The following is a 13,427-nucleotide window of genomic DNA, read 5'->3' on the forward strand; positions in this document are numbered from 1 at the left end:
GCGACTGCTAATGGTACGCAGCCGACAAGCTTAAACGCGAGTCGGAGTGCTCGCATTCCGGAACGCGGACCCGCCTGATCCGTCCCGATACCCTCCGAGCAGGCGTTTCCGTGTCGTCCGGGCATCCTGTGGGCGGATTCCCCGTGCTGCTCCGGGCCCTCCGGTCGGGCTGTCCGGTCGGGCTTCCCGTGCTGTCCGAGCCTTCCGGTCCGCTACGGCCCGGTCCACCGGGTCCGAGGCCGGGAACGCGAAGCCGGGGCCCGAGGCCGGGAACGCGAAGCCGGAGACCCGAGGCCGGGGATCCCGGGTCAGGAGCTCAGGAACCGCGCTCGCCGAACCAGCCGGCGAGTTTGCCCCTGCGGCTGATCGCGCGCATCCGCCGCTCGACCGTCTCCCGGCAGGCGGCGGTGGTGACGACGAGGAGCTGGTCGTCGACCCTGATCCTCGTCGAGTCCGACGGCACGAACGAGCGTCCCTCCCGGACGATCAGCGTCACCTGGGCGTCCGCCGGCAGCCGCAGCTCGAAGATCTCCACACCGTGCAGCTTCGACGTCGGGGGCACCTTCACCTGGAGCAGGTCGGCGTTGAGCTCCTCCAACGGGGCCGACTCCACCTCCAGGTCGCGGGCCTCCCCGGGGGTGGTGAGCCCCAGGACCCTGGCCACGAACGGCAGTGTCGGCCCCTGCACCAAGGTGTAGACGACGACGATGACGAAGACCTCGTTGAACATGAACTTGGCCGTGGCGTCGTCGACCGAGGTGGCGGCCCAGGGGATGGTGGCGAGCACGATGGGCACCGCGCCGCGCAGGCCGGCCCACGACAGGAACGCCTGCTCCCGCCAGCCGAGCCGGTCGATCCCGGTCAGCCGCACCAGCAGTGAGGAGACCACGATCGACAGCGGGCGGGCCACGACGACCAGGATCAGCCCGGCGAGCAGCCCGGGGATCGTCGCCGCCGGGATCTCCGACGGGCTGGCGAGCAGGCCGAGCATGACGAACAGCCCGATCTGGGCCAGCCAGGCGACGCCCTCGGCGAACCCGCGGGAGGCCGCGCGGTGCGGCATGCGCGAGTTGCCCATGACCAGGGCCGCCAGGTAGACCGCCAGGAATCCGCTGGCGTGCAGCAGCATCGCCCCCGCGTACGCGACGAACGCGAGCGCGAGCACCGCGATCGGGTACAGGCCGGAGACGGGCAGCGCGATGCGGCGCAGCGCGTAGACGCCGAGCGGGCCGACCGCCAGGCCCACGCCCGCGCCGACCACCAGTTCGAAGACCACCCGGAACAGTGCGTCGCCCAGGTCGGGCGAGGCGCTGGAGCTCAGCAGCGCCACGGCGATGACCGTGGGTGCGTCGTTGAAACCGGACTCGGCCTCCAGGACCCCCGCCAGGCGCGAGGGCAGGGGCAGCCGTCTCAGGACGGAGAAGACGGCGGCGGCGTCGGTGGAGGCGAGGATCGCTCCCAGCAGCAGCGCGCTCCGCCAGTCCATGCCGAGCAGCATGTGCACCGGGACCGCGACGGCCACGATGCTCACCCCGACACCGATGGTGGCGAGCACCAGCGCGGTGGGGATCGCCTTCCTGACGTTTCCCCAGGCCGTGGTCAGACCGCCTTCGGCGAGGATGATCGCCAACGCGATCAGGCCCATCCGCTGGGCGATCTCGGGGTCCTCGAACTGCAGCCCGAACCCGGACTCCCCCAGGAGCAGCCCGAAACCCAGGAAGATCAACAGGCTGGGCAGCCCGCTCCAGTGGGCGACGCGCACCGCGACGACGGCGGCGATGACGATTCCGGCACCGAGAAGCAGCCAGACGTTCAATCCCATCTGGCCCCCTCTCCCACTCCGGGGACCATTGTGTCGCATTCGGAAAGGTCGTCATGCACGGCCGGACGTGTGAGCCGTCGCATCCGGCGGCGCCCGCCGGGCAAGGCGTGTCCCCCACCGGGCGGCGGCGCCGTATATCCGGGCGGCGGCGCCGTACGCCGCCGGCCGGGACGACGGTTGCCGGGGCGCCGGTCGCCGGGGTGGCGATTGCCAGGCCGGTCAGGTACGACGACGACCGTCAGGCCCGCCCGGCGGCTGTCGGGCCGATCAGGTACCGCGGCGGTTGCCGGACCGGCGGCTGTCAGGCCGGTCCGGCGGTACCCGTCCTGAAGATGCCCTCGGGCGTCGCCGCGTAGCGGACCGGCAGGTCGTGCGGCTCGGCGGGGACGCCGTCCAGCAGTTCGCCCTCGTGGAGCAGCGCCACCGTCGGCACGTTCGGGCCGACCCGCGCCAGTGCCCGGTCGTAGGAGCCGCCGCCGCGTCCGAGCCGTACGCCGGTGGACCGGTCGACCGCGAGGGCGGGCACGATCACCAGCGCCGCGGTCCGGACGGCGTCGACGCCGCGCCGGGTGTCGATCGGCTCCATGATCCCGAAGCGGCCGGGGGCGAGGGTGTCCGGCCCGTCGTACACCGCCCAGTCGAGATCGTTGTCGTCGCGGAGCACCGGGAGGATCACGGTGGCGCCGTGCTTCCACAGGGCGAGGACGAGACCGTGGGTCGCCGGTTCGGCGCCGGTCGACCAGTAGCACGCGACCAGGCCCGCCATCTGCACCCATGGCTGGTCGAGCAGGGATTCCCTGATCTGCGTGGAGGCGGCGTGCCTTGCTCCGTCGGGGATCGCGGCACGTGCCGCCTGTATCGAGGCACGCAGCTTCAGCTTGTCCACGGATCCCTCCACTATGGTTTCGGTCATGGCCGACTTCGAAGCTGTGACGAAAGCTGTTGTTCCCGCCGCGGGTTTGGGCACCCGTTTTCTTCCGGCGACCAAGGCGACGCCGAAAGAGATGCTGCCCATCGTCGACAAGCCCGCGATCCAGTATGTCGTCGAAGAGGCGGTCTCCGCCGGACTGCTCGACGTTCTCATGGTCACCGGAAAGAACAAGCGCTCCATCGAGGACCACTTCGACCGGGCGATCGAGCTTGAGGACGCACTTGAGGCCAAGGGTGACGACGAGCGCCTCTCCCAGGTGCGCGAGCCGGCCGACCTGGCGACCCTGCACTACGTACGCCAGGGTGAGCCGCGCGGGCTGGGCCACGCCGTGCTCTGCGCCAAGCAGCACGTGGGGGATCACCCGTTCGCCTGCCTGCTCGGCGACGACCTCATCGACTACCGAGACGAGCTGCTCAAGCGCATGATCGAGGTGCGCGGCACGTACGGCGGCAGCGTCATCGCGCTGATGGAGGTCCCCAAGGAACAGGCGTCCCTGTACGGGTGCGCCGCCATCGAGCCCACCTCCGAGGACGACGTGGTCCGGGTGACCGACCTGGTGGAGAAGCCCCCGGCGGACGAGGCGCCGTCCAACTGGGCGATCATCGGTCGTTACGTGATCGACCCGGCCGTGTTCGAGGTCCTGGAGAACACCCCGCCGGGCCGGGGCAACGAGATCCAGCTCACCGACGCCCTGCGCACCCTCGCCGGACGCGGCAACGACCAGGGCGGCCCGGTGCACGGCGTGCTGTTCCGTGGACGCCGGTACGACACCGGCAACAAGCTCGACTACCTGCGCACGGTGGTGCAGTTCGCCGCCGACCGCCCCGACCTGGCACCGGAGTTCCTGCCGTGGCTCAAGGAGTTCCTGGCCGCGCGATGAACTCCCTGAGATCGGTGGACGACCACCTCGCCGGCATTCTGAACACCGTCCGGACGCTCGCCCCGCTGGAGGTCGAGCTGGAGCAGGCGCTGGGCACGACACTGGCCGAGGAGGTCACCTCCCCGGTCGCCCTGCCGCCGTTCGACAACTCCGCCATGGACGGCTACGCCGTACGGGCCGAGGACGTCGCCGCCGTCCCGGTGACCCTGCCGGTGATCGACGACGTCCCGGCCGGAGACGACCGGCTCCAGGCCATCGGGCCCGGCATGGTCATGCGGATCATGACCGGGGCCCCGCTGCCCGCCGGGGCCGACGCGGTCATCCCGGTCGAGTGGACCGACGCGGGCACCGCGCAGGTCGTCGTCGGACGCTCGGCGGCGCCGGGCCACGCCATCCGCAGGGCCGGGGAGGACGTGCGCGCCGGTGACGTCGTGCTGCCCGCGGGAACCCCGATCGGGCCCGCGCAGCTCGGGGTGCTCGCCGGGGTCGGCCGCCGCCGCGTGCTCGTACGTCCCCGGCCGCGGGTCGTGATCATATCCACCGGTGCCGAGCTGGTGGAGCCGGGCATGCCCCTGGGGCCCGGCCAGATCTGGGAGTCCAACAGCTACGCGCTGCTCGCCGCCGTCCGCGAGGCCGGGGGAGAGGGCTACCGGGCGGGGATCGTGTCCGACGACGCGGCAGGCTTCCTCGACCAGCTCGACGCGCAGCTCGTCCGGGCGGACCTCGTGATCACCAGCGGCGGTGTCTCGATGGGCGCCTACGAGCCGGTCAAGGAGGCGCTCGGCCCGCTCGGCACGGTTCGTTTCGACCGCGTCGCGATGCAGCCGGGCATGCCGCAGGGCTTCGGCGTGGTGGGCGAGGACCACATTCCGCTCTTCGCGCTGCCGGGCAACCCGGTGTCGTCGTTCGTGTCGTTCATGCTCTTCGTCCGGCCGGCGCTGCGGAAGATGCGCGGGCTGCCCGCGGGGCCCACGCCGACGGTGCGCGCCGTCACCGCGGCCCCGCTGCGCTCCCCCCAGGGCAAGCGCTCCTTCCTGCGCGGCGTGCTGGCCCCCGACGGCACCGTCGAGCCGGTCCGCAGGCAGGGCTCCCACCAGCTGGCCGCCCTCGCCTCGGCCAACGCTCTGATCGTGGTCCCGGAGGACGTCACCGAACTTCCCGAGGGTGCGAACGTGGAGGTCATCCCGCTGTGAGCAAGACACCCGAGACCGGCGCGGGCACGACCCCGCACGGCACCGCGTCCGGTGGCACGCACGGCACCACGCCGGGGGCCGCCGCATCCGGCACCTCGCCTGGTGGTCCGCACGATGTCGTGTCCGGCGGCGCGTACGACACCTCGTCCGGTGGCACGCACGGCACCTCGCCCGTCGGTGCGCCGGGGTTCACCCATATCGACGAGACGGGCGCGGCCCGCATGGTCGACGTCTCGGAGAAGGGTGTCTCGCTCCGTACGGCGACCGCCACCGGCAAGGTGCTGCTGTCCAGGGAGGCCGTGGCGCTGCTGCGGTCGGGGGAGGTCCCCAAGGGCGACGCGATCGGCACCGCGCGGATCGCCGGGATCATGGGTGCCAAACGGACCCCTGACCTGATCCCCCTCTGCCACCCGATCGCGCTGCACGGGGTCAAGGTGGAGCTGGACGTGTTCGACGACGGCGTGGAGATCACCGCCCGCGTCAAGACCGCCGACCGGACCGGGGTCGAGATGGAGGCGCTGACCTCGGTCTCGGTCGCCGCGCTCGCGTTGATCGACATGGTCAAGGCGGTCGACCCGGCAGCTGTGATCACCGACGTCCGGGTGGAGGAGAAGACCGGCGGCAAGACGGGGATCTGGACCCGCCCGTAGCGGCTCCCGGGACCGGACGTCCCGGAGCTGATCGGCGTACGGCCGGCCGCCGGGGGATCGGCGGAACCGGGCGGGTGGCTCGGTGCGGCCCGCCGGGTGGCTCGACGTGTGGTCGGGCGGGCGGGGGGGATCGGCGTGCGGCCGACCGCCGGGTGAATCGGCGTGTGGTCGGCCGGGTGGCTCGGCGGGGCCGGTGGTTGGAGCTGGCAGGATGGCCGCATGAGAGCTCTGGTGATCACCGCGTCCACCCGGGCCGCGGCGGGGATATACGACGACAGGTCGGGCAGGCTTCTGGCGGAGCTCCTCGCGGCGGCCGGGTGTGACGTGGACGGCCCGCGGGTGGTCCCCGACGGGGAGCCGGTCGAGGCGGCGTTGCGGTCCGGGGTGACCGAGGGGTACGACGTGATCGTCACCACCGGCGGCACAGGGCTCACCCCGGCCGACCTCACCCCCGAGATGACCCGGCGGGTGATCGACAGGGAGGTTCCCGGCATCGCCGAGGCCATCCGTCACGTGAACCGCGACAAGGTGCCCACCTCGATCCTGTCGCGGGGGATCGCCGGTCAGGCGGGCGGTACGCTGATCGTCAACCTGCCCGGGTCCTCCGGCGGGGTCCGTGACGGCATGGCGGTCCTGGCGCCGGTCCTCGGGCACGCCGTCGACCAGATCCGGGGCGGAGACCACCCCCGCTGACCTGGGGCGACGGCTTCCGTGGCACACCGAGCCTTCTTCGGGAGATGATGGGGTCGTGGATCGACTTCGTGGCTGGCCGGTGACCCTCGCGGAAGGCCCGGTAGGACTTCGGCCGCTGCGGCTGCGCGACGTGCGCGTCTGGCGAGACTCGCGGCTGCGCAACGCCAACTGGCTCCGCCCCTGGGAGCCCAGCAACCCGGAGACCCCGCTGTTCAAGACCGGCCTCGGTCCCTACATCTCGATGGCCGGCACGCTCCGCAGGGAGGCCAGGCAGGGCCTCGCACTGCCGTGGGTCGTCACCTACGAGGGGGCCTTCGCCGGGCAGCTCACCGTGGGAGCCATCGTCTGGGGCTCCGCCAGGTCCGCCCAGATCGGTTACTGGGTGGACGGCGCCCTGGCCGGCCGGGGCATCATCCCCACCGCGGTGGCGATGGCGGTCGACCACTGCTTCTTCACCACCGGGCTGCACCGGGTCGAGGCGAACATCCGGCCGGAGAACCACGCGAGCCGGCGGGTGGTCGAGAAGCTCGGCTTCAGGGAGGAAGGGATCAGGCGCAGGCATCTGCACATCGACGGAGCCTGGCGTGACCACATCTGTTACGCGCTCACGGTCGAGGACGCCCCCCGGGGCCTGCTCGCGCGGTGGCGACGTGCTCGTGAGGCGGCCGCCCATGGCGGAACTCCCCACGAAGAGGTTTGAAGATCTGGCGACACACCGCATCGAATACTCGTCAAATAGTGACACGCGGTCTTACGGTGCGTGACGTGAGCAGATCGAGGACGCCGGGAGACCACGTGCGTCTTCATGCTGCCCGGAGGCCGTTGTGAGCAGCGGCAGCGTTCTCCTCTACCTGGCCATCGTGGTCATGTGGTTGTGCGTTCTCGTACCCATGTGGCTGCGCCGCGACCGGAACGTCTTCGTCGAGGTCCACGAGAACACCGAACCGTATGCCAACGACGAGCAGTCGCCCGACGACGAGTCGACCCAGATCCTGCCCGACCCGCTGAGCGGTGCCGGATCCCCCGCCGACGCCTCGCCGTCTCCGGGTTCGGGCCCGGCGGGCACCTCGGCACCGGGGGCCGGGGACGGCACGGAGGCGCCGTCCCCGTCCGCGCGCGCCGAGGCGGCGAGGTCGGCGGCTCAACGCCGCCGGATCGAACGCCGCCGTCGCCGGGCGAGGCAGGTGGCCAAGCGCAGGCGCCTGACGTTCTGGTGCGTGTTGCTGCTGCTCGCCTCCGTGGTGACGGCCGCCGTCCAGGTGATCCCCTGGTGGGGCGTGACGCCCTCCGTGGTTCTCCTGGGGGTGTATCTGTGCATCCTGCGGGTCACGGTACGGGTGGACGCCGAGCAGCGCAGGGCCGCCGCCAAGGCCCGCGCGGAACGCGCCAGGCGCGCACGCCGCCGCGCCGCCCTGCTGGAGGCGCGACGCCAGGAGGCGGAGGTCATCGACCTGGCCGCCCACCGCGACGAACTCTTCGACCAGTACGCCGAAAGCCCGCCCCGCGCCGTCGGCGACTGACGGTGCGCCGAGTGGCGCGAGTGCTCCCGGAAGTTTGCTAATGTAGTCCACGTCTTGGGGATGTAGCGCAGTCCGGTAGCGCACTTCGTTCGCATCGAAGGGGTCAGGGGTTCGAATCCCCTCATCTCCACCAGCTCGAAAGGCCCGGTTCCAGAACATGGAGCCGGGCCTTTTTGCTATGTCACCGGTCAGGTCCACCAGTCCCGCTCGGGCAACCTGAGCCACATGTCAGGCCGGTCGGTGATCGATCGGGCGTCGGTCGGCCGCAGGGTCGCACCGGCGAAGCAGTAGGCCACGGCTTGGTAGTGGTAGAGGTAAGTGGCGAGGATCTCCTCGGCGGGCTCGCCGGCGGAGACGCTGCCGCCGCCGGGGTGCGTGTCCCATTCCTCGATGACGCCGTTGCGGGCGACGGCTCCCTGATTGCCGCTCTTGGGGTTGGCATACATCCCGTGGCAGACGGTGCCGGTCGACAGGCGCTTCATGACGCCGGGGGTGGATGCGTTGTATGCCCACGGCTGGAAGACGACGCATCCGCCGGGCATGTCCGTGACGCCGATGACGGCCAGGCTGTCGTCCTCATCTTCCCAGGGATCCTCCATGAGCTCTTCGACGTCGGCGTCATCGGCCGGTACGGCCTCCAGGCGCCGTACCGCCTCGGCCGCGGTGATGCCGGCCACGCAGGCGAGGCTGAAGCCGTCGCAGTCGAGGCGCCCCAGTGCGGTGATCAGGCGCCTGGCCTCCGCCACGGCGGCGGTCTCGGTGGCGGACAGGCCGGTCTTGCCGTCCGGGAGGGAGAACAAGTCGGGGGCGGGGGTGGCCAGGCTGAGCCGTCCGGGGGACCAGCCGTTCATCATCGGCCGCCACGGGTCCGCTCCGGCGGCGACGAGGGCGCGGGCGTTGCCGGGGCGGTTGGCGAAGATTGCTTGCCAGAGGGCGGCACGGCCCTCGTGTTCCGCGTCGACGTCGGCGACGCGCCGGGCCAGCTCCGCGACCACCTCGGGCGAGCCGCACTCGGCCGAGGTGTGCAATGGCGGTCCGTAGAAGTATCCGCCCGAGTCGGGATCCGCCCTCGCGTCGAGCCGGGCGCGGATCAGGCCGAGGTTTGTCCAGTCGTTCCAGCCGACGGACCATCCGGCTCCGTTGTCGACGGCCATGACACTCCTCGGGGGATGTACGGGATACACGTGCGCCGATCATGGCGTACGAGGCCGACAGATTCGGGCCGTGGCCCCAGTCGGTCCACGAGGGGACGGCGTTCTCCGGCTGTCATGGTCATACCGGACGTCGGGCGGCTGAGCGGAGTCAGCGAACCCGTCGGCACGGGAGCGAATTCGAGATCATCAGGCATCACCGTCACGGCACCCGACCGCACCGGATGACATTCGGTGATCAGGCCCGGCACGCCCCACCGGGGTTCGCATCGAAGGGACCAGGGTTCGAATCCCCTCATCTCCACTCAGGTGGAAGGCTGTCTCTGGTTCGCAGAGGTGGCCTTTTTCGATGACCGGTGTGTGGCACTGGCGGAGGAACTCCTCTAGGTACATGATCGAATGGGGCGAGAGGTAGAGATCATGTGCGGCTGAAGGCCGTTTTCTCTAGGCTGTCCCGGAGGGAGGTGACAACGATGGGGACACATACAGGCAGCGCAGAAGGCTTGATCGGCGACTTCCGCTATGTCACCCCCCTGTATACCAAGGGTCAGGCCGCCGATCTGATCGGTGTACCTCGTCAGTCCTTCCGTAACTGGGCCGTGGGGTATGCGTACAAGCGGATGGACGGGGTGATCGTCGCGGCTGAGCCCTTGGTGACCACGGCGGGTTCGCACGGTCCGACCGTTCCCTTCGTCGGCTTCGCTGAGGCTTACATGCTTGCCGCGTTCCGCAGTGCGAAGGTTCCCATGCAGCGGATCCGGCCTGCCGTCCGCTGGCTGGAGGAGCACATCGGGCTCGGCCAGGCGCTGGCCAGTGAGCGGCTGATGACCGATGGTGCTGAGGTGCTGTGGGACTTCAAGGAGTACACGGACGATCCCGCTGAGCGGGAGGCGATCGATGGACTGGTCGTCGTGCGTAGTGGTCAACAGGTCTTTCGTCCGGTCGTCCGGGACTACCTCCAGCGAGTCACTTATCAGGATGGATGGATGAGGATGATCCATCTGCCGGGATATGAGCGTGTGGAGGTGACCGTCGATCCGTGGATCAACGGTGGTCAGCCGACCGTTGCTCGTCGCGGGATACGTGTGGCCGACGTGCTCAGCCGGGCGAGAGCCGGTGAGGACTGGCGTGATATCGCTGACGACTACGACCTCCAACTGAACGAAGTTGAGGCGCTCCTCTCGCAGGCGGCGTAGGGAAGAGGGCCGGTGGCGGGCGAGGCGCGGGAGTCCGGACTTACTTTCTTCCTTGACCGAGGACTGGGCTCGAAGATCGTTCCCAATGCTCTGCGCGAGGCTGGTTGGCTTCTGGAAACGATGGACGAGCGTTACGGCAAGGACGACTCCCAGCGGATCGAAGACGTCCAGTGGATCGAGGAGGCGACCATCCGCGGTGACATCTTGTTGTGCAAAGACCTGGCGATCACCCGGAACCCCGTTGAGGCACGGGTCATCTTTATGAGTGGTGCTCGCATATTTGCGATTGCCAACGCCAGTGTGGTCGGAAGGGACATGGCCGACATCTAAACCGCTCCGGTTTCGATGGAGACTCTTGCCGTGACCGAGGAGGAGCCGGGCCGGTTCGGCTTCGACGTCTCGGAGTTGGGCCTGCACGCGGCGGAGGCGTGGCTGGCGCTCGGTCGCACGGACCGGGCTGTCACACGCGCCGAGGCGTCCGTTGCGGCCTGCGTGCCGCACACCCCGGGGTGGGCAGCGGCAACGCTTGCCCTTGCCCAGGCTGAGACGCTGGGCCAGCCGGGGGATGCCGCGGCGCGGGCACTGGATGTGCTGGAGCGGATCCCCGCGGAACGGTTGCGCTCAACGTCACGGGACCGGTTGCGGGGCTTGGTGACGGCGCTGGGGGACGTGGACGCCGTGGCGGTGCGGGATCTTCGGGAGCGAGTGAGGGTGTTGCCGCCGCCGGTCGACGTGCACGGTCGCGGCGCCATCGCGTGAGACGCTGACGCCCCGCTCGTCCTCCCCGGTGGAGGGCAGGCGGGGCATCGTCCGTCGTGTCTGGGATCAGTACTGGTAGTTCACCGTGACGGTGTCCTGGACTCCGACGCCGGTTGCCGGATAGGTGCCTCCGGACAGCGTGTGCCTGACGGTGACGGTGCCTTTCGGGTCCAAGCCGTTGAAAGCCGACACCGAAAACGTCGTGTTACCGGTGATGGAGACCGGAGTCGTGCACAGGTAGTCGGTGGCGGTGTACAGCTTCTGGTAGCAGATCGTGATCGTCTCGGTCGTCCTGCCGTTGGTGTAGGGGGCGACCTGTACGGTCGTGCTCGTGATCTGCCCGTTGTTCGGCAGCGAGGTCACCGGCTTGTTGAAGAGCATGGTGGCGTAGCCGCCGTCGAAGTAGATCGTGTAGTGCGTCTTGCTCACGGTCCACGACCCGGTGGCCGCCGAAGCGGGCAGGGCGACGGCGGCCGGGGCGATGAGCGCGCAACCGAGCAGAGCGGCGGACACGAGGAAGCGTCTGAACACGAGCCCTCCCAAAGGGCGTAGGTGTAGGACGCTGATGGGACGGCTGCCGATGGGGACGGGTTGGCGAGATGTCCTCATCCGGACGCATATCTCCCGTTTTGCCTGGCGAGGGGATGGCCTGCCCCGGCCCGGCTCGACGGCCAGGGGCAGGATTGTGGGCCCTTCGGGACACGCATGCCGGTCAGCAGGTGTCGGCGTGTTCCTCGTCGACCACGGTGAGCGTGGTCAGTTCCGCGATGGCTTCACCTCTGGTCTGCGACCTCCTGGGTGACGCACAGGTCTACGTTACGGCCGTCAGGGTCGACGAGGATATGCCGGCCAGGCGCCAGCGGCGGCGTGACAGCGTTGACAGGAGCGGTGAGACCGAGCCGCAGACTCCCGGTGGCAGGGCGGTGGCTGGTCGCGGGGTAGAGCTCGATGACGACGCCACCATCGAGGGTGGCGGCGTAGTGCTCAGGGCCGGCGCCGCGTTCAGGTCGAGACGGGCCCACGCCCGCTCGTCAGCCGTTATTCGGTTGCTCATGCACTCCTGCCGGTGGTCGAGGTGGTCGGCGTACGGCAGAGCGAGCAGGCGCAGTGTGCGGCACTGGGCGAACTCGGGCCGGCCAAGGTTCCCGCGGTCGGCGCGCCACAACGTCCGGGGCGCCGCACATCACGGACTGGTGGGCCGCCGTCCGTGCCGCCTGCGAGCACGGCACGCCCGGCGGGGCCGGCCAGTGTGCGCTGTGCCGCGAGCGGGAATCTCCCGGCTCGCCGCCCGCCGCTGAAGATCTCATCCCGGACATGCGGCTTTCATTGGATAGCTCTACTATCCTATATTGGGTAGTGAGACTATCTAAAGGAAGGTGAGCTCCGTGACTGTGATCGTCCTCGTGGTGGCCACGCTGTGCTTCCGCCTGTCGGGTGCGGTGCTCGGTCCGGCCCGCTTCGCCACCTGGCGGGTGAGCACCGCGTACGGCTTGGCCGTCATGCTCGTGATGACGGCCAGTGCCCACTTCGTCCCACCAGATGTGACGTTCATGCCGAACCACGCCGACATGGTGGCCATGGTCCCGCCGTTCGTCCCGTTCCCTGCCCTCGTGGTCTACCTGACCGGCGTCCTGGAACTGGCCGGGGCGGTGGGCCTCGTGCTCCCGGACACTCGGCGGGCAGCCGGGATCTGTCTGGCGCTGCTGTTCGTGCTCATGCTTCCGGCCAACATCCACGCCGCGCTGGCCGGAGTGACCCTCGGGGGAGAGGCGGCGACGCCGCTGTGGCAGCGCATCCCCGAGCAGGTCCTCTACATCGGCGTGGCGCTCTGGGCAGCGGGCGTCATAGGAGGACGTTCAGGCCGTACGACCTCCGCCGGCAGCGCGTTTCCCGTGCCTTGAAAGGAGTCGTCCGGCGGGATGGACACTCTCGCCGGGCAGGGGTTCAACTTCGGGGTGGCCGGGCCCGGGATCACGGCATCGCACGTGACATCGCTCGCCGGGCGGTGCGCGCGGCGGGGATGCGGCCGCGGGTGGCGAAGCAGGTGACCAGACCGGTCAGGAATCGAGAAGCGCCGGTCACGGAGTCACACCTAGCCTGATGGCCATGGACCTCACCATTCACACGACCTTCCTCCCGCACGACGACCCGGACGCCTCCCTGGCCTTCTACCGCGACGTCCTCGGCTTCGAGATCCGCAACGACGTCGGAACCGGCAAGATGCGCTGGATCACGGTCGGCCCCGCCGGCCAGCCCGGCACCTCCATCCTCCTGGCGCCACCGGCCGCCGACCCCGGCCTCACCGACGACGAGCGCCGCACCATCGCCGAGATGATGGCCAAGGGCACCTACGGCTGGATCGTGCTGGCCACCCCCGACCTCGACGGCACCTTCGAGAAGCTGCAGGCCGGTGACGCCGAGGTCGTCCAGGAGCCGATCGAGCAGCCGTACGGCGTCCGTGACTGCGCCTTCCGCGATCCCGCGGGCAACCTGATCCGCATCCAGGAACTTCGCTGAGCCGTCGGGTCGTCGATCCGGACTTGATGGCCGGTGTCGCGATCCCCGGCGAAGAACACGGCGGCCGGCGCTTCCGAACCGGTCAGGCGGCTGCTCGACCGGCTCGTCGGCTCCG

General features: G+C 70.0%; 15 protein-coding genes and 1 tRNA gene. 12 read left to right on the forward strand and 4 right to left on the reverse strand.

The genetic code is table 11. The features are described from left to right. Positions 1-316: 316 nt before the first annotated feature. The gene (locus F4562_RS20055; RefSeq protein WP_184548733.1) at positions 317-1,822 is read right to left on the reverse strand and encodes a potassium/proton antiporter; all 1,506 of its coding nucleotides are present in this window, start codon (positions 1,820-1,822) and stop codon (positions 317-319) included. A gap of 301 nt (positions 1,823-2,123) precedes the next feature. Continuing rightward, a complete protein-coding gene (locus F4562_RS20060) occupies positions 2,124-2,708 on the reverse strand; it encodes a 5-formyltetrahydrofolate cyclo-ligase (RefSeq protein WP_184548735.1) in 585 nt (194 codons plus the stop codon). A gap of 25 nt (positions 2,709-2,733) precedes the next feature. Here F4562_RS20060 and galU point away from each other — a divergent pair, with 25 nt between their 5' ends. The 7 genes from galU to F4562_RS20095 all read left to right on the forward strand — a co-directional run bounded on the left by galU (position 2,734) and on the right by F4562_RS20095 (position 7,822). Beyond that, a complete protein-coding gene (galU, locus tag F4562_RS20065; protein WP_184548737.1) occupies positions 2,734-3,633 on the forward strand; it encodes a UTP--glucose-1-phosphate uridylyltransferase GalU in 900 nt (299 codons plus the stop codon). A gap of 5 nt (positions 3,634-3,638) precedes the next feature. Beyond that, positions 3,639-4,826, forward strand: a complete 1,188-nt coding sequence (gene glp / locus F4562_RS20070; protein WP_184548788.1) for a molybdotransferase-like divisome protein Glp — start codon at positions 3,639-3,641, stop codon at positions 4,824-4,826. Between the two features lie 197 nt (positions 4,827-5,023). After that, on the forward strand, positions 5,024-5,476 hold the full coding sequence (moaC, locus tag F4562_RS20075) for a cyclic pyranopterin monophosphate synthase MoaC (protein ID WP_184548790.1): 453 nt from the start codon (positions 5,024-5,026) through the stop codon (positions 5,474-5,476). Between the two features lie 219 nt (positions 5,477-5,695). Then, positions 5,696-6,169, forward strand: a complete 474-nt coding sequence (locus tag F4562_RS20080) for a MogA/MoaB family molybdenum cofactor biosynthesis protein (RefSeq protein WP_184548739.1) — start codon at positions 5,696-5,698, stop codon at positions 6,167-6,169. 55 nt (positions 6,170-6,224) lie between these two features. Then, positions 6,225-6,869, forward strand: coding sequence for a GNAT family N-acetyltransferase (locus tag F4562_RS20085; protein ID WP_184548741.1), 645 nt, complete (start codon positions 6,225-6,227; stop codon positions 6,867-6,869). A 124-nt stretch (positions 6,870-6,993) separates the two neighbouring features. Then, entirely contained in the window at positions 6,994-7,689 is a 696-nt protein-coding gene (gene sepX / locus F4562_RS20090; protein WP_184548743.1) for a divisome protein SepX/GlpR, read from the forward strand. A gap of 56 nt (positions 7,690-7,745) precedes the next feature. Then, positions 7,746-7,822 (forward strand) — tRNA-Ala (locus F4562_RS20095). Positions 7,823-7,877: 55 nt separating this feature from the next. Here the strand turns inward: F4562_RS20095 and F4562_RS20100 are convergent. Next, a complete protein-coding gene (locus F4562_RS20100; RefSeq protein WP_184548745.1) occupies positions 7,878-8,843 on the reverse strand; it encodes a DUF6461 domain-containing protein in 966 nt (321 codons plus the stop codon). A 500-nt stretch (positions 8,844-9,343) separates the two neighbouring features. Between F4562_RS20100 and F4562_RS20105 the strand changes: the two genes are divergently transcribed. The 3 genes from F4562_RS20105 to F4562_RS20115 are packed head-to-tail and all read left to right on the forward strand — an operon-like array spanning position 9,344 to position 10,795. Next, positions 9,344-10,036: a DUF433 domain-containing protein gene (locus tag F4562_RS20105; RefSeq protein ID WP_184548747.1), complete on the forward strand. Its 693-nt coding sequence runs from the start codon at positions 9,344-9,346 to the stop codon at positions 10,034-10,036. 12 nt (positions 10,037-10,048) lie between these two features. Then, positions 10,049-10,366, forward strand: coding sequence for a PIN-like domain-containing protein (locus F4562_RS20110; RefSeq protein WP_184548749.1), 318 nt, complete (start codon positions 10,049-10,051; stop codon positions 10,364-10,366). 30 nt (positions 10,367-10,396) lie between these two features. Further along, complete coding sequence (locus F4562_RS20115; protein ID WP_184548751.1) at positions 10,397-10,795, forward strand: hypothetical protein; 399 nt, start codon at positions 10,397-10,399, stop codon at positions 10,793-10,795. Positions 10,796-10,861: 66 nt separating this feature from the next. Here the strand turns inward: F4562_RS20115 and F4562_RS20120 are convergent, their stop codons facing one another. Then, complete coding sequence (locus F4562_RS20120; protein ID WP_184548753.1) at positions 10,862-11,326, reverse strand: hypothetical protein; 465 nt, start codon at positions 11,324-11,326, stop codon at positions 10,862-10,864. A gap of 854 nt (positions 11,327-12,180) precedes the next feature. Here F4562_RS20120 and F4562_RS20125 point away from each other — a divergent pair. Both F4562_RS20125 and F4562_RS20130 read left to right on the forward strand, forming a co-directional pair. Continuing rightward, entirely contained in the window at positions 12,181-12,696 is a 516-nt protein-coding gene (locus F4562_RS20125; protein WP_311734302.1) for a DoxX family protein, read from the forward strand. Positions 12,697-12,901: 205 nt separating this feature from the next. Further along, positions 12,902-13,312, forward strand: coding sequence for a VOC family protein (locus F4562_RS20130; RefSeq protein ID WP_184548755.1), 411 nt, complete (start codon positions 12,902-12,904; stop codon positions 13,310-13,312). The last annotated feature ends 115 nt before the right edge of the window (positions 13,313-13,427 follow it).

The sequence above is a fragment of the Streptosporangium becharense genome, assembly GCF_014204985.1.
Taxonomy (GTDB): domain Bacteria; phylum Actinomycetota; class Actinomycetes; order Streptosporangiales; family Streptosporangiaceae; genus Streptosporangium; species Streptosporangium becharense.